Here is a 22,509-nt window from a genome sequence, read left to right on the forward strand (position 1 = left end):
TTAAATTATATTAATATTAAATTCATCTAAAACGTCTAAAATATCTGTTTCAGGCGCGGAATCTGTTAAAATTCCTTTAATGTCTTTAAATGTTGCAAATTTATAAGGACCATCATAATAAAATTTGTTGCTTTCCATAACTAAGTAGGTTTCTCTACTTGAATTAATAACAGCTTTTTTAGTATTTCCATCTTCAATGTCAAAGGTTGTAATGTTGTTATCAAGAATATCAACTCCACTGCTTCCAACAAAAGCCTTATCAAATTTATATTTATTAATAAATTCTATAGTTGAAGATCCAGTAAAGCCATCTAAAAATTTATTTAGTACGCCACCAGTACAAACTACATTTATATTATTTTCTTTTGATAAAGCATCAACAATATCGGTCATATTCGTAACGATAGTTACAGGTTTATTAGAATTTGCTAAAAGCTTGGCCAAAAGTATGTTTGTAGTTGAGATATCTAAAAATATAGTCTCCCTTTCTTTAATTAAGTTAAATGCTTTTTCTGCTATTTTCTCTTTTGCAAAAGTATTAATCTGCATTCTATCAGGAACCCTATCCATATCAGCAGTTTTTCTTTTCTGGATTGCTCCTCCATAAGTTTTTTTCAAAAAGCCTTTACTTTCTAAATTTCTTAAATCTTTTCTAATACAATCCTCAGTAACATTAAACTTACAACTTAAATCCTTTACAGTAACTTTGCCATTAATATTTAACTCATCTAGAATTTCTTGAAGTCTTTCTTCTGCAAACATAAAAATCACCTTGCCCATTATAATTTAATAAGTATATACATATTATTATAAGTTATAAATTAATAATAAACAATAATAATAATTAAAATAGGGAATAATATAAACAAGGTCTGAAGTTTGAAAACATTAATATTGACAATGAATATTAAATTAGATACTATAATAATATAAAACGATAATAAACGATAAAGATTAATAATTTGTAATATCAATTAGGAGATGATGAATTGTTAACTTCAAGAATTAAAAAGTTAAAAGAAGACTTATTTGTAGAAAAGAGAAAAATATCTTTAGAAAGAGCAACATTATATACTGAAAGTTATAGGGAAACAGAAGGGGAACCATCAATAATAAGAAGAGCAAAGGCTTTAGAAAAAGTATTGCTAAATTCAAAGATAAAAATTAGCGATGGAGAATTAATTGTTGGAGGAAGAACAATTGAACCTAGAGCGGGTGTAATTTCACCAGAGATGTCTCCTTATTGGATATTAGAAGAATTAGATACATTTTCAACAAGACCTCAAGATAAATTTGAAATATCAGAAGAAGATAAAGCATATTTTAGGGAATTTCTTTATCCTTACTGGAAAGGAAAGTCATTAAAAGATGATATTGATAAAATACTTCCCGAGCATATTAAAGAGGCAGCTAGAACTAAGATAATTAGCTTAAATCAAACAGACAAAGGACAAGGACACATCATACCACAGTATGATTTGGTTTTAAAAAAAGGATTAGATTTTCTAATTGATGAAATAAAAAGTAAAATGCAAGATCACCCAGAAAATAATTTTTATAGGGCATCTTTAATTACTTTAGAAGCGTCAAAAGAGTATATATTAAGATATGCTAAGCTTGCAGAACAATTAGCAGCTGGAGAGAAAAATAATGAAAGGAAATTAGAATTACAAAGAATTGCCAAGGTATGCAACAATATCTCATATAAAGGTGCTGAGAATTTTTATGAAGCAGTTCAATTATTCTGGTTTTTAAATATTGTATTTCAACATGAATCTAATGCAAGCTCAATTTCGCCAGGAAGATTTGATCAATATATGCTTCCATATTTTAATAAATCATTGAAGCTTGGAGAAGAAAAGGAATTCCTAAAGGAACTATTAAGGTGCCTATATATAAAATTTAATTCTATAGTTGCTGTTAGAAGTGAAGAGAGTGCAAGATTTTTTGGAGGATTTCCAATAGGATATACCATTGTATTAAGCGGACAGGATGTACAAGGAAAAGATGCTACAAATGAGCTGTCTTATATAATGCTAGATATCTTAGGCGAAATTAAATTACCGCAACCTAATATGAGTATAAGGGTTAGCGAAAAAAGTCCTAGAGAATTTTTAATTAAGGCTGCGGAAATAATTAGAATAGGAACAGGTATGCCTCAAGTATTTAATGATGAAGTAAATATATTAGCTTATAGTAATAGAGGAGTAGAGTTAAAGGACGCTAGAGATTATGCAGTAGTTGGATGTGTGGAATTATCTATTCCTGGTAAAACCTATGGTCTTCATGATATAGCTTTATTTAATCTATTAAAGGTAATGGAAGTAACCTTGAAAGAAAATAATGAGAAGATTACCAGTTTTGAAGAATTAATGGATAAAATAAAAGAGAAGGTTTCAGAATATGTAGAGTATATGGTAAAAGGTTCGAATATAGTTGATTTAGGACATAAAGAATTTGCCCCTACACCTTTCCTTTCTAATTTTGTTCAAGGGACTATAGAAAGTGGAAAAGATATTACTGAAGGTGGAGCAAAATATAATTTCTCTGGGGTACAAGGAATAGGAATTGCAAACTTAAGTGATTCACTATATGTAATTAAAAAAGTAGTATTTGAAGAAAAAGAATTTACTCTTCCAGAACTTGTGAAGATTCTTGATGAAAATTATGAGAATAATGAAGTACTTCGTCAAAGATTTATTAACAAGTTTAGTAAGTATGGAAATGATAATACCGAGGTAGATGAATTAAGTTCTGATATTCTAACCCATTATTGTGATGAGGTTTCAAAATATAGAAATATAAGAGATGGTCTATTTCAACCAGGGTCATATACAGTTTCAGCTCATATTCCACTAGGTGGAGCTGTTGGAGCAACTGCTGATGGAAGAAAAGCTGGTGAACAATTAGCAGATGGAGGCCTTTCACCAATGGTTGGAAGAGATAGATTAGGTCCAACGGCAAGCTTAAAGAGCGTAAGTAAGTTAGATAACTATTTAACTTCAAATGGCAGCTTACTAAATGTTAAGTTTAGTCCTTCAACCTTAGAGGGAAATAGCGGAATAATGAAACTAGTTGGATATATGCAAGCATTTATGAGATTAAAAATACAGCATATTCAATTTAACGTAGTTTCAGTTGATACACTAAAAGATGCTCAAAAGCATCCTGAAAAATATCAAAATCTTGTAGTTAGAGTTGCAGGATATAGTGCAATTTTCGTGGAGTTAGATAAGGCAATACAAGATGATATAATTAATAGAACAGAGCATCAATTATAGGAAGTGATTAGTTGAAGAAGGGTTATGTATTTAACATTCAAAAATATTGTCTTCATGATGGAGAAGGTATAAGAACAGTTGTCTTTTTCAAAGGTTGCCCTTTATCTTGTCCATGGTGTTCTAATCCAGAATCTCAAAGTTTTAATGAAGAAATAATAAGAAAAAATAGCTTGTGTATAAAATGTAGTGCTAAGGACTGTTATGTGTGTCCTAAAAATCCTGAAAGTTGTCCTACAGGCGCACTTGAATATGTAGGGCAAGAGTACACAATTGAAGAATTACTTGAAGTAATAAAAGAAGATATGGTGTTTTATGACTCAACAGAAGGAGGCGTAACTCTTTCAGGAGGAGAAGTACTTTCTCAAGGAGAATTTGCCTGTGCATTACTTAAAAGGGTAAAAGAATTAGGAATAAATACTGCAATAGAGACGTCAGGGTACGGAAACTTTGAGACACTAAGGGCTTTAGCAGAATATACAGATACAATTCTATTCGACCTAAAGATAATGGATAATGAAAAAGCACAAAAAATAATAAAAGCAAATAGTGAAGTAATAAAAAATAACTTAAGAGGACTAGTAAGTTTAGGACATAAAGTAATCCCAAGGATTCCACTTATTCCAGGATATACAATGGAAGAAGATAATATCGAAGAAATTAAGGAATTTGTAATTTCTATTGGAATTAAAGAGGTCCATCTGCTACCATTTCATCAATATGGTAGTTCGAAATATAAAGGAATAAATAAAAAATATGAGCTTAAAGATATCAATCCGCCAAAGTCAGAAGAAATAGATGAGGTGAGAAGTATATTTGAGAGTTCAGGAATAAAAGTAGTCATTGGTGGATAAATAAATTTTGGAGGATGAGAATATGATTTATATGTTAGACACTGCAGATGTTAATAAAATTAGAAGGGCTTATGATTTATATCCAATTAGCGGAGTAACAACTAACCCAACTATAATATCAAAGGAAAAATCAGAATTTATAAAGATACTAAAAGATATTAGAGAAGTAATTGGAGCAGATACTATGCTTCATGTTCAAGCATTAGGAATAAAAGCTGAGGATATTATAAAGGAAGCAGAATATTTAAACAAAACAATAGGTGGAAATTTATATATCAAAATTCCAGTAATTCCAGAAGGAATAAAAGCAATGAAATTACTTAAGCAAAGAGGAGTAAAAATTACAGCAACTGCAATCTTTACAGCAGATCAAGCTTTGATGGCAGCTATGGCAGGTGCAGACTATGTAGCACCATATGTAAATAGAATAGATAATATAAGTGGTGATGGCGTAGGAGTTGTAGCAGAAATTAGAGAATTGTTTGATATTTATGGACTAGATGCTAAAATTCTTGCTGCTTCCTTTAAAAATGTTCAACAAGTTCACAATGTTGCACTTGCAGGAGGACACTCAGTAACTGTTAATCCAGAAATTATGGATGCACTATTATCTCATCCATTAACAGATTGGAGCATTGATCAATTTATAAATGATTGGGGAACTGTTTACGGAAAAGATAAATTATCTTCAGATGTAAAATAAAAAATTAATTATAAATCTCTCGTTATTATAATAACGGGGGATTTGTTTTTCTACTTAGTAAAAGTACATATAAAACAGAAAAATAACAAAAAGTTAGTGTAATGTAGTGATTTTGGCGGAAAAAATACAATAAAGATGTTTGTAAATCTTTTCTGTCATGGTAAAATAGTAAGTGTGAACGGGTAAATTCACAACTAAAATGAGTATATAAGTTAGTATTAATATACTTAGTAGAGAGGATGGGTAAAAATGAAAAAAGTATTAGTATTGTGCAAAGAAACAGGTCAATCAAAAGCTTTCAAAAAGGATGCAGAAAAATATAGAGTGGATAATGCCTTACCTTTTGAATGGGTTTTTGCTGATGACAAAGAATATGTTAATGTTTTAGAAGGTGTTGATATAGTTCTTATATCTCCTGAAATGATACTAGTTCAAGCTAAAATAAAGGCTGATCTAGATAGTAAGGGTATTAAATATGTAGAACTTAAACCGGCTGATTTTGGATTAAGAAGATTAGATAAAATAGTTCCATTAATAGAACTATAAAATAAAAAGTGGACAAATTGTCCACTTTTTTTATTTATGTTAAATGTGACCCATAAATACTCCATAAATAATAGGTACAATAATTCCAGGAAGCATATTAGCAACTTTTATTTTAGTTATTCCTAGCATGTTTAAACCTAAGCCTAAAATTAATAAACTACCTACTGCACTCATTTCTGTTATTATACTAGTTGTTAATATTCCTTGAAGTAAACTAGATCCAAGTACTATGATACCTTGATATATTAAAACACAAAAGGCAGATAGAAGAACTCCAATGCCCAAAGTAGATGATAATATTATTGAGGTAATACCATCTAATATAGATTTAGTAAATAGAATATCGTGTTTATGTGATAACCCACCTTCTAATGCCCCAACAATAGCCATGGCGCCAATACAAAATAATAAGCTTGCAGTAACAAAGCCTTGAGAGATAGAAACCCCTTCAGAAGATTTTTTGCTTTTGCTTTCAATAAAATTACCTAAAGCAATTAGCTTTCCATCAATATCAACAAGTTCTCCAATTAAAGAACCAATTACTATGGATACAACAATTAATAGCATTTGTTCGCTCTTTATGGCTCCAGAAACACCTATGTAAATAATACACAAAGCTATACCATTCATGATAGTATCCATAAATCTTTTAGGTAGTCCACCTTTAATAAATAATCCTAATGAACCTCCAATTAATATGGCAATGAAATTAACAATTGTGCCTAACACTTAAGTAGCCCCCTTTTTATAATATCAGTACCATTATAGCATTTAATTTATAAGATACAAAAAATGAATTATAAAGTTAATTAGCTAAGATATGTGAATAAATAAGTTTAATAAGTTTAATAATTATATATAAAAGAAAATAGTGGAGGTAAAAATGGGAAAAATAATTTTATTAATTGTAATCATTTTTATATTAAGGATTTTAGACAAAAAATTAAGACAATTTAAAATAGAAAGAGAAGAATATTATAGAAAAGAAGATTTCTTTTGGGGATTTCCCGCGATAAAAGATTTAATGATGTGCAAGAAAGAGGATTTCTTTGAGAGTTGTGAAGAATTATTAACCACCTATGGATATAATATATATTCAATTGAAGAAAAGAACAAGAAAGACATGAAGGTTCTGAAGTATGAGAAAAATAATCTAAAAGGCATAGCTACATTTGTATACTACAAGTATGATGAAGAGATTTTAGATGAGACGGTTTTGCAAGAAGTTAGGTTAGAAGATATACAAGAAGTTTTAGGAATAATGATAAGTAAAAATATTAATAGAGCAACTGTAATAACTCAAGGGAAGTTCTCAAAAAGTGTAGTTGAGTACATAGAAGAATTGCCAAGTAGCATCAATGTTGATTTGATTGACGGATATGATTTTTGTGAGAGAAGAAGAGCGGTATGGGGTTAAAGAACTGTTTAAATATATACCGTAATAAATAGTTTAAGAGGAGAGAATATGATTAGTAATTTTTTATCTTTAGTATATGGATTTTTGCTTATTATAGTAACAATAAAGTTTTTGATTTTTATGGATAATCTATTATCACTTATTAAATATATAAGAGGTAAAGAGGAGAGGTTATGTAGACTAAAAAATAAGATTCTTACATTAAAGGATATAGAAAGACTATCTGATTATGAATATACTAGATATTGTTTAAGTTATTTGCAAAAAACAAACTATAATAATATGCAATTTAAGGAAAAAGAAAATAAATTAATAATTGGAAAGGATAAAGAGAAAAATGTTCTCGTATATTGTAATAAAAGTGCCATAGGCAGGGATGAATTCTTAAGTTTTCTTGGAATTCTAGTAAAGAGCAGTGTTTACAATGGTGTAATTGTTAGTCCTAAGGATGTAAATGATGATATTTATAAACTACTTAAAGAAACCAAGAAAAGAGTGAGTGTTGATTTTATTAATACTGAAAAAATATTAAACATAAGTTTTTCATAACAAGATTTTCTATAGTTAATTTTATATATTTCAGTTTGAGTTCAGATAGGAATAAGTTATTTGTTGAACTTAATACCCTATAATAATTAAATATAGTTTAAGATATACTTATATCATACCAATAAGGCTTTCTTTACAAAAACTAATAGACTATAATATATATAAGGTTTTTTATAGGAAACTTAACTTATGCTTGTTTGAAAGTGTGGGTTTCTGGATATTTTCAGGCATGAATAAGTTAATAGCTAAACTCAAAACCCTATAAATGAACATGGGAGGAAAAGCTTATGGATGATAGAATAATAGATTTTAATGAATTAAAAAATAAGGCTAGGGATAAAGATGTAGATAAATTTGAGTCGTATATTTATGAATTATACTATTCATTATCACAAGGTCAGTTATCCATGGCAGAAATGATGACTAAAATAAATAAATATATGCAAGAGAATAATATTTCCCAAGAAAAGTTTATGAATATACAAAAAGAAATGATGAAAAGATATGGCGTGGATATGAATAACATAGAAGGCCAAATTAAAAATATGGGGATAGATTTAAATGCATATGGGTTAGGTACTAATTATGAGGAATTAAGAAAGACTATAGGATTCCAAGAAAAGTATAAAGGAAGATTAAATGTTAGTAATATAACCAAGTATTCAATAGATAATGCAAAGAATAAAATACAAATTATATTAGATAAAGAAAACGTAATGATTTTAAGTAGTGGAAAAATAGACTTAACAGATAATGAGTTAAATGAATTTTTAGTTTCTTATAAAAAAGTAATAGATGACAAACAGCTAAATATAGATTTATGTGAAAATGTAAGCGAATATAAGTATTAATGATAAGGTAGTATAATATATTCCACTAGTATATTAACAATTAAATAGGTATAATGTATTAATATGAAAACTCATTTTTTTTTGAGTTTTCTATTTTTTATTTATAAGGAGGGATAAAATGATAAAAGATTTTATAAAGTATTATAAACCCCATAAAAAACTATTTATAATGGACTTATTCTGCGCATTTTTAGCAGCTATTTGTGATTTGTTTTACCCAATGATCACAAGAGGGATTATTAATGATTATGTTCCAAATAAAAATTTAAGGCTTTTAGTAACTTGGACTATTGCTTTATTATTCATTTATATACTTAAATTAGGACTTAATTATTTTGTTGAATATTGGGGGCACGTAGTTGGAGTAAGAATGCAGGGTGATATGAGAAGAGATATCTTTAAACATCTTCAGAAGCTGCCATTTAAATATTTTGATGACAATAAAACAGGCGTAATTATGTCTAGAATAATTAATGACCTAATGGATATATCAGAACTTGCACATCATGGCCCGGAAGATCTATTTTTATCAATAATAATGTTAATAGGATCATTTATTATTTTGTGTACTATAAACGTTAAGCTAACATTAATTACTTTTGCATTTATACCATTTTTGTTGATATTTGCTATTAAGAAAAGAATGAAGATGGCAAATGCATTTAAAGAAACTAGAGTAAAGATTGGTGAAGTTAATGCATCTTTAGAAAATTCAGTTTCAGGAATTAGAGTTTCTAGAGCTTTTACTAATAGAGCTTATGAAATTGAGAAATTTGAAGAGGGCAATAAAGCATTTGAAAGTGCAAGAGAATTTGCATATAAAGCAATGGCAGAATTCTTTTCTGGAATGAATTTTATAGTTGACTTTCTTAACTTAACAGTTCTATCCCTTGGTGGATTCTTTACTTTCAAAGGATATATTTCAGTAGGTGATTATGTTGCATATTTACTTTATATAAAAATGTTTATGGATCCAATTAAGAGGTTAATTAATTTTGTTGAGCAATTACAATCTGGAATGACTGGTTTTGAGAGATTTAAAGAAATAATGGAGGTTTCAGAAGAAGAGGACTTAAATAATGCCATAGAAATTAAAGACGTAAAAGGACAGATAACATTTGATAATGTAAGTTTTAAATATGATGATGAAGAAACACATGTTTTAAAAGAATTATCACTTAATATTAATCAGGGACAAACTGTTGCTTTAGTAGGACCGTCAGGTGGAGGAAAAACAACTCTGTGTCACTTGGTTCCAAGATTTTATGAAGTTGACGAGGGAGATATATTTATTGACAATATTAATATAAAGAATATTAATAGGGACTCCTTAAGAAAGAATATTGGTTTAGTTCAGCAAGATGTATTTTTATTTACTGGAACCATATATGAAAATATTCTATACGGAAATCCTGATGCAAGTGAAGAAGAAGTAATTGAAGCAGCTAAAAGAGCAAATATACATGATTTTATAATGAGCTTGCCAGATGGATATAATACATATATTGGAGAAAAGGGATTAAAATTATCTGGTGGCCAAAAACAAAGGATGTCAATAGCAAGAGTGTTCTTAAAAAATCCAAAGATATTAATTTTGGATGAAGCAACTTCTGCACTTGATAATACAACAGAGCTTATAATACAAAAATCTTTAGAAGAGTTAGCAAAAGGTAGGACAACTCTTATAGTTGCCCACAGATTGTCAACTATAAAAAATGCAGATGAAATTGTTGTATTAACTGCTGAAGGTATAGCAGAAAAGGGAAATCATCAAGAACTTTTATCTAAGAATGGAATATATACATCCTTATATAGTGCATCACTTAAGTAAATAATATATTATAACTAATTAATTTAAAACTAGGTATAGGGTTTTTTATAGGAAACTTATTTTATTCTTGTTTGATATCAGGCATGAATAAATATTAGTTGAACTTAAAGCCCTTTAAAGAAGAAATAGAAAAATCTTTGACCTAGTTTTTTTCTTATATCCACTAATAAATATTGACAATTTATATGAAAGATGAATATAATATAAGAAAACGTATGAACAATTATTCATATATTCAGAGGTGTAATTATGAAGGATTTAAATAAAATTGAAAGTTGTAACTGTACTATTATTCATGATGATATAGTAAATAAGGTAAAAGAAACGATTCCAGAAGAGGAAACTCTCTATGATTTAGCTGAATTATTTAAGGTTTTTGGAGATTCTACAAGAATAAAGATTTTATGTGTTTTATTTGAAAGTGAGATGTGCGTGTGCGATATGGCAGCACTTCTAGGTATGACCCAATCAGCTATATCACATCAATTAAGGGTGTTAAAATCAGCTAGATTAGTTAAGTTTAGAAAGGAAGGAAAAGTTGTTTATTATTCACTTGATGATGAACATGTTAAAGGTATATTTAATCAAGGTCTAAACCATATAACAGAAAGGTAGGGGGAAATAATATGAAAGAGATAAAGTTAATATTAGAAGGATTAGATTGTGCTAATTGTGCTGCAAAAATAGAAAGTAGAGTTAATGCATTAGAAGAAGTGGAAGAAGCATCATTAAACTTTTCATCTAATACCTTAGCTATATCCCCAAAGGAAGCAACTAATTTAGATTTGATTAAAAATAAGGTTGAAGAAATTGTTATAAAATTAGAACCACATGTTAAAGTAAAAGAGGTTCTATCATCAGAATCAGCAGTAAGAAGTAATATTCAAATTAGCAAAACTGAAGATAGACACAACGATGAACATCATGATCATTCTCACGAACACAACCATGATCATTCTCATGAAGGATTTGAATCTAAGGAATTAGTAAGGTTAGTTATTGGAGTAATTTTTTATGGAATAGGATTCTTTTTTAAAGACATACCTTATGTTGAAATAGCTGCATTTGGTATCAGTTATATAATTGTAGGTGGAGAAGTTTTATTAACCGCATTGAAAAATATTAAAAATGGTGAAGTGTTTGATGAAAATTTTCTTATGACCATAGCCACAATAGGTGCATTTGCAATAGGTGAATATCCAGAAGGTGCTGCAGTTATGATTTTTTATGGAATAGGAGAAATGTTCCAAGGATATGCAGTAAATAAATCAAGAAAATCTATTGGTCAATTAATGGATATAAGACCTGATTATGCAAACAAGATAGTAAATGAAAGAGAAATTAAAGTTTCACCAGAAGAAATAGCGATTGGTGATATTATAATAGTTAAGCCTGGAGAAAAAGTACCTTTAGACGGAAAGATAGTAAGTGGAGAAGCTATGCTTGATACTTCTGCATTAACAGGTGAATCACTTCCACGTAAGGTAAGTGTAGGGAATGAAGTTCTTTCAGGTTCAATAAATAAAAATTCACCAATTAGAATTGAAGTTACAAAAACTTTTGGAGAATCAACTGTATCTAAGATATTAGAGTTGGTTGAAAATGCTGGAAATAAAAAAGCTAAAACTGAAAAGTTTATTACTAAGTTTGCAAGATACTATACACCAGCTGTAGTTTTTTCAGCTCTAGCACTAGCAGTAATTCCTCCAGTTATAGGATTAGGTTCATTTAGTCAGTGGATATATAGAGCACTAATATTTCTTGTTGTTTCTTGTCCTTGTGCATTAGTTATATCAATACCTCTTGCTTTCTTTGGAGGAATAGGGGCAGCTTCTAAACATGGTATATTAATAAAAGGTGGAAACTATTTAGAAGCATTAAAATCAGTAGATACTGTTATCTTTGATAAAACAGGAACATTAACCAAAGGGGTATTTAGTGTTACTAAAATTTATTCAACAAATGAATATACAGATAAAGAAATATTGGAATGTGCTGCTTATGCAGAAAGCTATTCAAATCATCCAATAGCAGAATCTATTAAAAAGTCGTTTAACGGATCTATAGATAATTCATTGATTATAGATTATAAAGAGATAGCTGGAAAGGGCATAAGTGTCACAGTAAAAGGAAAAAGAATTCTTGCTGGAAATGGGAAATTAATGGTTGAAAATAATATTGAGGTTGATGATATTAAACATGAAGGAACATTAGTATATATTGCTCTAGAAGGAGAATATATAGGTGCCATTGTAATATCAGATGAAGTTAAAAAGGATTCAGATCAAGCAATTAAAATGTTGAAATCATTAGGAATAAAAGAGACAGTTATGCTTACAGGAGATAATAAAGCTACTGCCGAAGCTGTTAATGAAAAATTAAATCTGGATAAGATATATTCTGAACTTCTTCCACAAGATAAAGTTGAAAAGGTTGAAGAAATATTAAGTGCTAAGAATGATGACACTAAAGTAATATTTGTCGGGGATGGAATAAATGATGCACCTGTACTTGCAAGGGCTGATATAGGAATAGCAATGGGAGGTGTAGGTTCAGATGCAGCAATTGAAGCAGCTGACATTGTTATTATGACAGATGAGCCATCTAAAATAGCTAAAGCTATAAGTATTTCTAAAACAACGTCACTAATTGTTAAACAAAATATTATCTTCGCATTAGGAGTTAAAGCATTGGTTTTAATATTGGCGGTAATAGGACTAGGTACAATGTGGGAAGGCGTTTTTGCAGATGTTGGAGTTGCTCTTTTAGCTGTATTAAATTCTATGAGGATATTAAGAAAAAATAAAGTATCATAATACGATATATATTGACAAAAATCGATATTTTAAATATAATCTATTTCGATAGTAAACTTTCAGGCAAAAGGGAATAGCTACAGGCATAAGCCTGGTACAAAATTTTTAGTGAATTTTGTATTATAAGGACTTGTATATTGCTGAATTTCAGTATATATAAGTCCTGTTTTTTTATACATTAATATAAAAAAAGAAACTCAAAAAAATATGAGTTTCTTTGTAATATTCATTATTTGATTTAATTAGTAGCAGTTGGTGGAGTATATACTCTTTTTGCAAGTTCATCATCTAATAGATATAGGGCAGCAGGATTATCTTTAGCTCTTTTTAGTTTTTTCAAAATGGTATCGAAAGTATTTTCTTCCTCAACTTGCTCATCAATAAACCATTTTAATAGGCTTAAAGTAGCATGTTCTCTTTCTTCTGTAGCTATATCTGCTAGATTATATATCTTCTTTGTTACTATTTGTTCATGTTCAAAGGCAGTTTCAAAAACATGAGCTACACTTTCAAATTTTATGGTTGGCTGATCAATTTTTTCTAATACTATTTCGCCATTTTTTTGTTGTATGTAATCAAAAAATTTCATGGCATGAAAAAGCTCTTCTTGAGCTTGAACTCGAAAGAAGTTTGAGAAACCTGGTAAATCGATAGATTCACAATAGGCAGCCATGGAAAGATATGAATAAGATGAGTAAAATTCATAATTAACTTGATGATTTAATGCATCTAAAAGTTTAGCACTAAACATAATTACACCTCCAGATATCTTTTTACATATTATACCTCTTTATAACAGGTATATCAACAGAATATATGGCGAAAAAACTTATAAATAGTAGTAAATTAAGTTTATTAAATATTTTATTCTCAACAAGAAGTGTTATATAATAATATCGTAGCAAAAGTTATTACCATAAAAACCCATTGGGCATCTAATTTAATGGGTTTTATATTCCTATTAACATATAGAAAAAAAGTGAATTTTATGTTAAAATATTTAAGTTAGGTTGATTTTTATAATTTACATATTTTAAGCTATACTACTTCGATACATAAATTTAATTAAAAGCTTAGTTATTCTAAGTTTTTACACAGTAAAATATAAATTTAATTATGAAGATTGGTATATCAAATTTGTATTTAACTTTCAATATAGAGATTAATGAAAGAGGTGCAGACATGGAGAAAAAGAAAAATATATCAATGGCAGTTATAAAAAGACTTCCTAAATACCATAGATATTTAGGAGAACTTTTAAAGAATGATGTAGATAGAATAAGTTCAAAAGAACTAAGTGAGAAAATAGGATTTACTGCTTCACAAATAAGACAGGACCTAAACTGCTTTGGAGACTTTGGACAGCAAGGCTATGGCTACAATGTAAGAGAACTTCATTCACAAATAAGTTCTATATTAGGATTGAATAAAAAATATAATACTATAATAGTTGGTGCAGGTAATATTGGTCAGGCAATAGCCAATTATAGATTTGATAAAGCTGGATTTAATCTAGTTGGGATTTTTGATGCTAATCCTAAGCTTATTGGAATAAGAATAAGAGATATTGAGATTCAAGATATTGATGACTTACAAAGTTTCTTGAAAAATAATCACATTGACATAGGAGTTATTTGTGTTCCAAAATTAAATGCTCAAAAGGTTTGTGATGAATTAGTTCAAGGTGGAGTAAAAGGGATTTGGAACTTTGCTCCAGTGGATTTAAATGTACCTGAAGGTATGACTGTAGAAAATGTTCATTTAAGTGAAAGTGTTATGACTTTAGTTTATTTATTAAACCAAAAAGAAGAATAGTATATTAGAGTAATTCTAATACATAGGGACGTTTTGTTTGTAGGTGCAAGCAAAACGTCCCTATGTTTTTATTATTTGTAAATAGATTCCTAAATTTGAATCTTATCTTTTTGAAATGAATAATTTGAATGTTCTATAAAAATAGGATTAATCCTTGATATATAAGAGAGTAATGATATATAGATTAAAGTTTCACAATATATTATTAAATTATAGTGAAATATACCATAAAAATATTGCAAAGAATTTAACAATCTATTATAATCGTAAGTGGAGTTACAAACTTCACTTATTTTTTTGACTGTAATTGTTATATTATTAACAAAGATTTAAAAAATATTCATGAAATTACAAAGAAAATTACTTAGATTTTAAAAAATATGTCAAAAAAAGAGTTAAACTTGTAGGTTGATTTTAAGGAGGATTGCCACCATGGAATTAAAAAATGTCACTCTTGAAAAAAAAGAGAAGGTTGCTATTGTAACAATTAACAGACCTAAAGCTTTAAATGCATTAAATTCAGAAACATTAAAGGATTTAGACACTGTTATAGCAGAATTAGAAAAAGACAAAGACCTATACGCAGTAATATTAACTGGAGCAGGAGACAAATCATTTGTAGCTGGTGCTGACATAGCTGAAATGAAGGACTTAACAGAAGAACAAGGAAAAGAATTCGGTATTTTAGGAAACAATGTTTTCAGAAGACTAGAGAATTTGGATAAGCCAGTAATAGCTGCTATATCAGGATTTGCCTTAGGTGGCGGATGTGAATTAGCTATGGCATGTGATATAAGAATTGCATCAGAAAAAGCTAAATTTGCTCAACCAGAAGTTGGTTTAGGAATCACTCCAGGCTTTGGAGGTACTCAAAGATTACCTAGAATAGTTGGACTTGGAAAAGCTAAAGAATTAATATATACAGGAGACATTATTAAGGCTGATGAAGCTTTAAGAATAGGTCTAGTAAATAAAGTAGTTCCACTAGAAAATCTAATGGAAGAAGCTTTAACACTTGCTAATAAAATAGCTGAAAATGCTCCTATAGCTGTTAAGCTATGTAAGGATGCTATAAATAGAGGAACACAAGTTGATATGGATCAAGCAATTTTAGTTGAAGCAGAAGACTTTGGAAAATGTTTCTCAACTGAAGACCAAAAAGAAGGAATGGGCGCTTTCATTGAAAGAAGAGCTAAGAACTTCCAAAATAAATAATTAGGGGATTAATAAGGAGGTAAAATAATGGATTTTGCATTAACAAAGGAACAACAATTAGTAAGACAAATGGTAAGAGAATTTGCATTAAACGAAGTAAAGCCTATAGCAGGGGAAATTGATGAAACTGAAGAATTTCCAATGGAAAATGTAAAGAAAATGGCTAAATTAGGAATGTTAGGTATTCCTTTTAAGAAAGAATACGGCGGAGCTGGTGGAGATACTGTATCTTACATCATGACTGTTGAAGAATTATCAAAAGTATGCGGAACTCATGGAGTTATAGTTTCAGCTCACACATCTTTATGTGCATCAGTAGTTGATCAATTTGGTACTCCAGCTCAAAAAGAAAAATATCTTCCAGCATTAGCTAAAGGTGAAAAAATAGGTGCATTTGGTTTAACTGAACCAGGAGCAGGAACAGATGCAGCAGGACAACAAACTGTAGCTGTATTAGATGGAGATAACTATATATTAAATGGTTCTAAAATATTCATAACAAATGGTGGAGTTGCTGAGACTTTCATAATATTTGCTATGACTGATAGAAGTAAAGGAACTAAAGGAATATCAGCTTTCATAGTTGAAAAAGACTTCCCAGGTTTCTCAATTGGAAAACTTGAAAACAAAATGGGTATTAGAGCATCTTCAACTACAGAATTAATTATGGAAAACTGTATAGTTCCAAAAGAAAACTTATTAGGAGCTGAAGGTAAAGGCTTTGGTATAGCGATGAAAACTCTTGATGGAGGAAGAATTGGTATAGCTGCACAAGCTTTAGGATTAGCTCAAGGAGCTTTAGATGAAGCAATAGCTTACATGAAAGAAAGAAAACAATTCGGAAGACCAATAGCTGCATTCCAAGGTTTACAATGGTATATAGCTGAAATGGATGTTAAAGTACAAGCAGCTAGACAATTAGTTTATAAAGCTGCATGGACTAAAGATCAAGGACTTCCATACACTTTAGAAGCTGCAAGAGCAAAATTATTTGCTGCTGATGTAGCGATGGAAGTAACTACTAAAGCTGTACAAATCTTTGGTGGATACGGATATACTAAAGAATATCCAGTAGAAAGACTAATGAGAGACGCTAAGATAACTGAAATTTATGAAGGTACTTCAGAAGTTCAAAAAATGGTTATCTCAGGAAGTCTTTTAAAGTAATTTAGGGAGGGCTAATTAATATGAAAATAGTAGTTTGTTTAAAGCAAGTTCCAGATACAACAGCTGTAAGAATAGATCCAAAGACAGGAACACTTATAAGAGATGGAGTTCCTTCAATCATAAATCCAGAGGATAAACATGCGTTAGAAGAAGCATTAGTATTAAAAGAAAACTTAGGAGCAACAGTTACTATAGTAAGTATGGGACCTCCACAAGCTAAAGATGCTTTAAGAGAAGCTTTAAGTATGGGAGCTGATGAAGCTATACTTATAACTGATAGAGCATTTGCAGGGTCTGATACACTAGCTACTTCAAAAGCATTAGCAGGAGCAATAAAGAAATTAGAATATGATATAATATTTGCTGGAAGACAAGCAATCGATGGAGATACTGCTCAAGTAGGACCAGAAATTGCTGAACACTTAGACATTCCTCAAATAACATATGTTCAAGATGTTAAAGTTGAAGGAGATAAACTAGTAATAAACAGAGCATTAGAAGATGGATACGAACTAGTTGAAGTTAAAGCTCCAGTTTTATTAACTGCAATAAAAGAATTAAATAACCCAAGATATATGAACGTTAGAAACATCTTTGATACAAAGGATGCAGAAATAAAAGTTTGGTCAGCTGACGATATAGATGTAGATAAAGCTGAGCTTGGTTTAAAAGGATCTCCAACCAAGGTTAAGAAGTCTATGACAAAAGAAACTAAGGGAGCTGGAGAAGTAGTTGATAAGCCAGCAAAAGAAGCAGCAAGTTACGTAATATCTAAGTTAAAAGAAAAACACTACATCTAATATTAGGAGGTAAAGATAATGAGTAATATAGCAGATTACAAAGGCGTTTGGGTTTTTGCTGAACAAAGAGAAGGAGAACTTCAAAAAGTTTCTCTTGAATTATTAGGAGAAGGAAGAAAAATTGCAGATAAACTTGGAGTAGAGCTTACTGCATTGTTAATCGGAAGCAACGTTTCAGGATTAGCTGAAGAACTGGGAACTCATGGTGCTGATAGAGTTTTAGTTGCAGAAGATGCATTATTAGAGCATTACACAACTGATGGATATACAAAAGTTATTTGTGACTTAGCTAACGAAAGAAAGCCAGAAATATTATTCATAGGAGCTACTTTTATAGGAAGAGACTTAGGTCCAAGAGTTGCAGCTAGACTTACAACAGGATTAACTGCTGACTGTACTTCTTTAGATATAGATGCAGAAGGTAAATTCCTTTTAGCTACAAGACCAGCATTTGGTGGTAACTTAATGGCTACAATAGCTTGTCAAGATCACAGACCACAAATGGCTACTGTTAGACCAGGAGTTTTCTCAAAGATCGAAACAGCTGGAAACAAAGCTGAAATAGAAACAGTTGAAGTTAAATTAACTGAAGCTGACGTTAGAACTAAAGTAGTTAAAATAGTAAAAGAAAAGAAAGATATAGTTGATATAAGTGAAGCTGAATTCATCGTAGCTGGTGGTAGAGGAGTAGGAAGTGAAGAAAACTTCAAACTTCTTCAAGAATTAGCTGAAGCTTTAGATGGAACAGTTGCAGCTTCAAGAGCAGCAATAGAAAAAGGATGGATTGATAAGGACCTTCAAGTAGGTCAAACAGGAAAAACTGTAAGACCATCAATCTACATAGCTTGTGGTATTTCAGGAGCTATTCAACACGTTGCTGGTATGCAAGAATCAGATTTAATAATAGCTATTAACAAGGATGCTAGTGCTCCAATTATGCAAGTAGCTGATTATGCTATTGTAGGAGATTTAACTAAAGTACTTCCTGAGTTAACAGCTCAAGTTAAAGCACTAAAAGAAAACGCATAATATTAGGGAATAATATAATTGTAAGGGGAATTAGGGTTCTAGATTAAGAATCCTAATAATCCCCTATTAAAAATTTTAAAATAAAAATTTTTGGAGGTTAGTATTATGGAAAAGATTTTTGTACTTGGTGCAGGAACTATGGGAGCAGGTATCGTTCAAGCATTTGCTCAAAAAGGATTCGAAGTTATAGTAAGAGATATTAAAGATGAATTCGTTGACAGGGGATTAGCAGGAATTCAAAAAAATGTTGAAAAATTAGCTGCTAAAGGAAAAATAACAGAAGAAGAAAAGGATGCAATCCTTTCAAGAATTTCAGGAACAACTGATTTAAATGCAGCTGCAGATTGTGATTTAGTAGTTGAAGCAGCAGTTGAAAACATGAAAATTAAAAGAGAAATATTCGCTGAATTAGATTCTATATGTAAACCAGAAACTATATTAGCTTCAAATACATCATCTCTTTCAATTACAGAAGTAGCAGCAGCTACAAAGAGACCAGATAAAGTTATAGGAATGCACTTCTTTAATCCAGCTCCAATTATGAAGCTTGTTGAAATTATAAGAGGAATGGCTACTTCAAATGAAACTTTTGAAGCAGTTAAAGAAGTATCAGTAGCTATTGGTAAAGAACCTGTAGAAGTTGCAGAAGCTCCAGGATTCGTAGTTAATAGAATATTAATACCAATGATAAATGAAGCTGTTGGAATATTAGCAGAAGGTGTAGCTTCAGCTGAAGATATAGATACTGCTATGAAATTAGGTGCTAATCACCCAATGGGACCTTTAGCATTAGGAGATCTTATAGGTCTTGATGTTTGTCTAGCTATCATGGATGTACTTTACACTGAAACTGGTGATACAAAGTACAGAGCTCATTCATTATTAAGAAAATATGTAAGAGCTGGATGGTTAGGAAGAAAGAGTGGAAGAGGATTCTTCAACTACAATGCTTAATTTGCTTACAATTTACCACTATATATAAATCCAAAAAAACTCTAGTAACTATAAAAGTTGCTAGAGTTTTTTGCAATTATTAAATAATATTAATAAACTTGAGTTATTTCATATCCACTATTCTTAAGCTCTGCTTTAATCGTATCAATATGAGCGTGTCCATTAGTTTCAACTGTAACTTCAAGAACAACATTCTTTAATCTATCAAAAGCTTTAAATTGATTATGATTAAGCTCTATTACATTAGCATTTACTGAACTTAGTATTCTAGATATTTCTAAAAGTTCACCAGGTACATCTGGCAATTCAACAGAGAAGCAGAATAGACGCCCTCTAGAAACCAATCCTGAATTAATAAGAGAGGAGATTGTAACCATATCAATGTTCCCTCCGCTAATTATAGAAAGAATTTTTTTGCCTTTAACATTAAGTTTCTTAGCAGCAGCTAAAGATGCTACACCAGATGGTTCCGCTAATAATTTGTGCTTTTCAGATAAAATTAGAAAACTTTCAGTAAGTTCTCCGTCACTTACAGTAACAATATCATCTACATAATCTTTTATAAAACTATATGTAAGATCGCCAGGACATTTAACCGCAATACCATCCGCAATGGTATTAACCTTTGATAAATTAACCATAGTGCCAGTTTTAAAAGATTGCTCCATTGCGTTTGCACCTTCAGCTTGAACCCCTATTATTTTAATATTTGGATTAATTTCTTTAGCAGCTAGAGAAACACCTGAAATTAGTCCACCACCTCCGATAGGACATAATATAATATCTAAATCTTTTATATCTTCAAAAATTTCTAAGGCAATAGTACCTTGTCCAAATATAACATCTTCATCATTGAAAGGATGTAAGAAAAATAAACCTTCTTCCTTTTCAATTCTTTTAGCCTCATTATAAGCATCATCATAAACATTACCAGAAAGAATTACCTCTCCTCCAAAATCTTTTGTAGATTGAATCTTTATTAGTGGTGTGGTTTTAGGCATTACAATCTTAGATTTGATTCCTTCAAGACTTGAAGCGTAAGCAACTCCTTGAGCATGATTACCAGCAGAAGAACAAACAACACCCTTTGCTTTTTGTTCAGGAGATAAACTTCTTATTTTATTAAGAGCACCTCTTATTTTATAAGCTCCTGTTAGTTGAAGATTTTCACACTTCATATAAATTTGATTATTGGTTTCTTTTGAAAAAACATCACTATATATAATTGGTGTTTTTATAACCACATCTTTAATAGATTCCCTTGCCTTTTTGATTTTTTCTAAATACATTAAATAGCCCCCTTAAATGTAGTATATAAGACATATTATAACAGAATTTAAAGAAAATGATTATAGAAATAGAAAATTTCAAATGATCAGAAAATTAATATTAAATCATTGTTAAATAACAGACAAAGTGGTAAAATTATGTTATGGTAAATATTAGAAAATATTCAATAAAAAGCTTATTGATTAGGAGGATGGATTTATGAACAGATTTACTTTACCAAGAGACTTATACTTTGGAAAAGGCTCAATGGAGTATTTAAAAACACTTAAAGGTAAAAAGGCAGTAATGGTTATAGGTGGAAGTTCAATGAAAAAGTTTGGGTTTTTAGATAGGGCCCTAGGATACTTAAATGAAGCTGGTATTGAGACAAAAGTAATTGAGGGAGTTGAACCAGATCCATCAGTAGAAACTGTTCTTAAGGGTGCTGAAATTATGAGAGAATATAAACCAGATTGGATTATATCCATGGGTGGGGGTTCACCTATAGATGCAGCAAAAGCAATGTGGATATTTTATGAACATCCTGAAAAAACATTTGATGATATAAAGAATCCGTTTACTGTACCTGAATTAAGAAATAAAGCAAAATTTTTAGCTATTCCTTCAACTTCAGGCACAGCAACAGAAGTTACAGCTTTTTCAGTAATAACTGATTATAAAACTGAAATTAAATATCCTCTTGCAGACTACAACATAACTCCAGATATAGCAATTGTTGATTCAGAACTAGCTGAAACTATGCCTAAGACTTTAACAGCACATACTGGAATGGATGCACTTACTCATGCAATTGAAGCATATGTTGCAACACTAAATTCTCCATTTTCAGATCCATTAGCATTACAGGCTATAGAAATGATAAATGAGTATTTATTAAAGTCATATGAAGAAGATAATAGTGCAAGAGAACAAATGCATTATGCTCAATGTTTAGCAGGTATGGCATTTACAAATGCATTACTTGGAATAACTCATTCTATGGCTCATAAAACAGGGGCAGTATTCCACATTCCTCATGGGTGTGCTAATGCTATATATTTACCTTATGTAATTGATTATAATAAGAAAACAGCTTTAGATAGATATGCTTTTATCGCTAAAAGAATTGGACTAGCTGGTGACACCAATGAAGAACTAGTAGATTCATTAACTGATTTAATTAGGGATTTAAATAGAAAAATGAATATACCATTAACCCTTAAAGAATATGGTGTTAATGAGGAAGAATTTAATTCAAAGGTTGCAATGATAGCTGAAAGAGCTGTTGGAGATGCTTGTACTGGGTCTAACCCAAGAAGTATAACAAAAGAAGAAATGGAAAAATTATTTAAGTGTACTTACTATGGTACTAAAGTGGATTTTTAGCAGAAAAACAATAGCTTGAGATAATCTCA

At 30.2% G+C, this 22,509-nt stretch carries 21 protein-coding genes; 17 read left to right on the forward strand and 4 right to left on the reverse strand.

Translation table 11 applies throughout. The features are described from left to right. The gene (locus L1S47_RS14275) at positions 1-762 is read right to left on the reverse strand and encodes a DeoR/GlpR family DNA-binding transcription regulator (RefSeq protein ID WP_238884199.1); all 762 of its coding nucleotides are present in this window, start codon (positions 760-762) and stop codon (positions 1-3) included. Positions 763-989: 227 nt separating this feature from the next. Between L1S47_RS14275 and L1S47_RS14280 the strand changes: the two genes are divergently transcribed. From L1S47_RS14280 to L1S47_RS14295, 4 genes are all read left to right on the forward strand, one after another. After that, entirely contained in the window at positions 990-3,281 is a 2,292-nt protein-coding gene (locus L1S47_RS14280) for a formate C-acetyltransferase (RefSeq protein WP_238884201.1), read from the forward strand. 11 nt (positions 3,282-3,292) lie between these two features. Then, complete coding sequence (locus L1S47_RS14285) at positions 3,293-4,132, forward strand: [formate-C-acetyltransferase]-activating enzyme (protein ID WP_238884203.1); 840 nt, start codon at positions 3,293-3,295, stop codon at positions 4,130-4,132. A gap of 22 nt (positions 4,133-4,154) precedes the next feature. Next, complete coding sequence (locus tag L1S47_RS14290; protein WP_202768831.1) at positions 4,155-4,835, forward strand: fructose-6-phosphate aldolase; 681 nt, start codon at positions 4,155-4,157, stop codon at positions 4,833-4,835. 249 nt (positions 4,836-5,084) lie between these two features. Then, positions 5,085-5,381: a hypothetical protein gene (locus L1S47_RS14295; protein ID WP_238884205.1), complete on the forward strand. Its 297-nt coding sequence runs from the start codon at positions 5,085-5,087 to the stop codon at positions 5,379-5,381. Between the two features lie 39 nt (positions 5,382-5,420). Here the strand turns inward: L1S47_RS14295 and L1S47_RS14300 are convergent, their stop codons facing one another. Continuing rightward, positions 5,421-6,110 carry a DUF554 domain-containing protein gene (locus tag L1S47_RS14300; RefSeq protein ID WP_238884207.1) on the reverse strand — a complete coding sequence of 230 codons (690 nt, stop codon included), beginning with the start codon at positions 6,108-6,110 and terminating at the stop codon, positions 5,421-5,423. Between the two features lie 154 nt (positions 6,111-6,264). Here L1S47_RS14300 and L1S47_RS14305 point away from each other — a divergent pair, with 154 nt between their 5' ends. The 6 genes from L1S47_RS14305 to L1S47_RS14330 all read left to right on the forward strand — a co-directional run bounded on the left by L1S47_RS14305 (position 6,265) and on the right by L1S47_RS14330 (position 12,845). Further along, on the forward strand, positions 6,265-6,798 hold the full coding sequence (locus L1S47_RS14305; protein ID WP_238884209.1) for a restriction endonuclease: 534 nt from the start codon (positions 6,265-6,267) through the stop codon (positions 6,796-6,798). A gap of 48 nt (positions 6,799-6,846) precedes the next feature. Beyond that, positions 6,847-7,347: a hypothetical protein gene (locus tag L1S47_RS14310; protein WP_238884210.1), complete on the forward strand. Its 501-nt coding sequence runs from the start codon at positions 6,847-6,849 to the stop codon at positions 7,345-7,347. 287 nt (positions 7,348-7,634) lie between these two features. Beyond that, positions 7,635-8,198, forward strand: a complete 564-nt coding sequence (locus tag L1S47_RS14315; protein ID WP_202768826.1) for a DUF3867 domain-containing protein — start codon at positions 7,635-7,637, stop codon at positions 8,196-8,198. A 118-nt stretch (positions 8,199-8,316) separates the two neighbouring features. Continuing rightward, complete coding sequence (locus tag L1S47_RS14320) at positions 8,317-10,029, forward strand: ABC transporter ATP-binding protein (RefSeq protein ID WP_238884211.1); 1,713 nt, start codon at positions 8,317-8,319, stop codon at positions 10,027-10,029. 249 nt (positions 10,030-10,278) lie between these two features. Beyond that, on the forward strand, positions 10,279-10,644 hold the full coding sequence (locus L1S47_RS14325) for a metalloregulator ArsR/SmtB family transcription factor (RefSeq protein ID WP_238884213.1): 366 nt from the start codon (positions 10,279-10,281) through the stop codon (positions 10,642-10,644). 11 nt (positions 10,645-10,655) lie between these two features. Further along, positions 10,656-12,845, forward strand: coding sequence for a heavy metal translocating P-type ATPase (locus L1S47_RS14330; RefSeq protein ID WP_238884215.1), 2,190 nt, complete (start codon positions 10,656-10,658; stop codon positions 12,843-12,845). 238 nt (positions 12,846-13,083) lie between these two features. Here the strand turns inward: L1S47_RS14330 and L1S47_RS14335 are convergent, their stop codons facing one another. After that, on the reverse strand, positions 13,084-13,596 hold the full coding sequence (locus L1S47_RS14335) for a ferritin (protein ID WP_238884216.1): 513 nt from the start codon (positions 13,594-13,596) through the stop codon (positions 13,084-13,086). A gap of 431 nt (positions 13,597-14,027) precedes the next feature. Here L1S47_RS14335 and L1S47_RS14340 point away from each other — a divergent pair, with 431 nt between their 5' ends. The 6 genes from L1S47_RS14340 to L1S47_RS14365 all read left to right on the forward strand — a co-directional run bounded on the left by L1S47_RS14340 (position 14,028) and on the right by L1S47_RS14365 (position 19,825). Continuing rightward, positions 14,028-14,660 (forward strand): redox-sensing transcriptional repressor Rex, encoded by a 633-nt coding sequence (locus L1S47_RS14340; protein ID WP_202768930.1) that lies wholly within the window; start codon positions 14,028-14,030, stop codon positions 14,658-14,660. Positions 14,661-15,092: 432 nt separating this feature from the next. Then, positions 15,093-15,875 (forward strand): short-chain-enoyl-CoA hydratase, encoded by a 783-nt coding sequence (locus L1S47_RS14345; RefSeq protein WP_202768821.1) that lies wholly within the window; start codon positions 15,093-15,095, stop codon positions 15,873-15,875. A gap of 27 nt (positions 15,876-15,902) precedes the next feature. Then, positions 15,903-17,042 (forward strand): acyl-CoA dehydrogenase, encoded by a 1,140-nt coding sequence (locus L1S47_RS14350; protein ID WP_238884218.1) that lies wholly within the window; start codon positions 15,903-15,905, stop codon positions 17,040-17,042. Positions 17,043-17,062: 20 nt separating this feature from the next. Beyond that, positions 17,063-17,842: an electron transfer flavoprotein subunit beta/FixA family protein gene (locus L1S47_RS14355; RefSeq protein WP_238884219.1), complete on the forward strand. Its 780-nt coding sequence runs from the start codon at positions 17,063-17,065 to the stop codon at positions 17,840-17,842. A gap of 18 nt (positions 17,843-17,860) precedes the next feature. Further along, entirely contained in the window at positions 17,861-18,871 is a 1,011-nt protein-coding gene (locus L1S47_RS14360) for an electron transfer flavoprotein subunit alpha/FixB family protein (RefSeq protein WP_202768818.1), read from the forward strand. Between the two features lie 105 nt (positions 18,872-18,976). Further along, positions 18,977-19,825: a 3-hydroxybutyryl-CoA dehydrogenase gene (locus L1S47_RS14365; RefSeq protein ID WP_202768817.1), complete on the forward strand. Its 849-nt coding sequence runs from the start codon at positions 18,977-18,979 to the stop codon at positions 19,823-19,825. 89 nt (positions 19,826-19,914) lie between these two features. Here the strand turns inward: L1S47_RS14365 and ilvA are convergent, their stop codons facing one another. Then, complete coding sequence (gene ilvA / locus L1S47_RS14370; RefSeq protein ID WP_238884221.1) at positions 19,915-21,114, reverse strand: threonine ammonia-lyase; 1,200 nt, start codon at positions 21,112-21,114, stop codon at positions 19,915-19,917. A 199-nt stretch (positions 21,115-21,313) separates the two neighbouring features. On the opposite strand from ilvA, the gene L1S47_RS14375 reads away from it, so the two are divergent. Further along, positions 21,314-22,480 carry an NADPH-dependent butanol dehydrogenase gene (locus L1S47_RS14375; RefSeq protein WP_238884223.1) on the forward strand — a complete coding sequence of 389 codons (1,167 nt, stop codon included), beginning with the start codon at positions 21,314-21,316 and terminating at the stop codon, positions 22,478-22,480. Positions 22,481-22,509: the final 29 nt, after the last annotated feature.

Origin of the sequence: Clostridium sp. YIM B02551 (genome assembly GCF_022324735.1) — a bacterium.
GTDB classification, from domain to species: domain Bacteria; phylum Bacillota; class Clostridia; order Clostridiales; family Clostridiaceae; genus Clostridium_T; species Clostridium_T paridis.

What these genes read in the sequence shown, in the direction of transcription:
- L1S47_RS14275 (WP_238884199.1), bottom strand. Translation starts at nt 762, where the DNA reads ATGTTTGCAGAAGAAAGACTTCAAGAAATTCTAGATGAGTTAAATATT.
- L1S47_RS14290 (WP_202768831.1), top strand. Translation starts at nt 4,155, where the DNA reads ATGATTTATATGTTAGACACTGCAGATGTTAATAAAATTAGAAGGGCT.
- L1S47_RS14295 (WP_238884205.1), top strand. Translation starts at nt 5,085, where the DNA reads ATGAAAAAAGTATTAGTATTGTGCAAAGAAACAGGTCAATCAAAAGCT.
- L1S47_RS14305 (WP_238884209.1), top strand. Translation starts at nt 6,265, where the DNA reads ATGGGAAAAATAATTTTATTAATTGTAATCATTTTTATATTAAGGATT.
- L1S47_RS14310 (WP_238884210.1), top strand. Translation starts at nt 6,847, where the DNA reads ATGATTAGTAATTTTTTATCTTTAGTATATGGATTTTTGCTTATTATA.
- L1S47_RS14315 (WP_202768826.1), top strand. Translation starts at nt 7,635, where the DNA reads ATGGATGATAGAATAATAGATTTTAATGAATTAAAAAATAAGGCTAGG.
- L1S47_RS14320 (WP_238884211.1), top strand. Translation starts at nt 8,317, where the DNA reads ATGATAAAAGATTTTATAAAGTATTATAAACCCCATAAAAAACTATTT.
- L1S47_RS14325 (WP_238884213.1), top strand. Translation starts at nt 10,279, where the DNA reads ATGAAGGATTTAAATAAAATTGAAAGTTGTAACTGTACTATTATTCAT.
- L1S47_RS14330 (WP_238884215.1), top strand. Translation starts at nt 10,656, where the DNA reads ATGAAAGAGATAAAGTTAATATTAGAAGGATTAGATTGTGCTAATTGT.
- L1S47_RS14335 (WP_238884216.1), bottom strand. Translation starts at nt 13,596, where the DNA reads ATGTTTAGTGCTAAACTTTTAGATGCATTAAATCATCAAGTTAATTAT.
- L1S47_RS14340 (WP_202768930.1), top strand. Translation starts at nt 14,028, where the DNA reads ATGGAGAAAAAGAAAAATATATCAATGGCAGTTATAAAAAGACTTCCT.
- L1S47_RS14345 (WP_202768821.1), top strand. Translation starts at nt 15,093, where the DNA reads ATGGAATTAAAAAATGTCACTCTTGAAAAAAAAGAGAAGGTTGCTATT.
- L1S47_RS14350 (WP_238884218.1), top strand. Translation starts at nt 15,903, where the DNA reads ATGGATTTTGCATTAACAAAGGAACAACAATTAGTAAGACAAATGGTA.
- L1S47_RS14355 (WP_238884219.1), top strand. Translation starts at nt 17,063, where the DNA reads ATGAAAATAGTAGTTTGTTTAAAGCAAGTTCCAGATACAACAGCTGTA.
- L1S47_RS14360 (WP_202768818.1), top strand. Translation starts at nt 17,861, where the DNA reads ATGAGTAATATAGCAGATTACAAAGGCGTTTGGGTTTTTGCTGAACAA.
- L1S47_RS14365 (WP_202768817.1), top strand. Translation starts at nt 18,977, where the DNA reads ATGGAAAAGATTTTTGTACTTGGTGCAGGAACTATGGGAGCAGGTATC.
- ilvA (WP_238884221.1), bottom strand. Translation starts at nt 21,114, where the DNA reads ATGTATTTAGAAAAAATCAAAAAGGCAAGGGAATCTATTAAAGATGTG.
- L1S47_RS14375 (WP_238884223.1), top strand. Translation starts at nt 21,314, where the DNA reads ATGAACAGATTTACTTTACCAAGAGACTTATACTTTGGAAAAGGCTCA.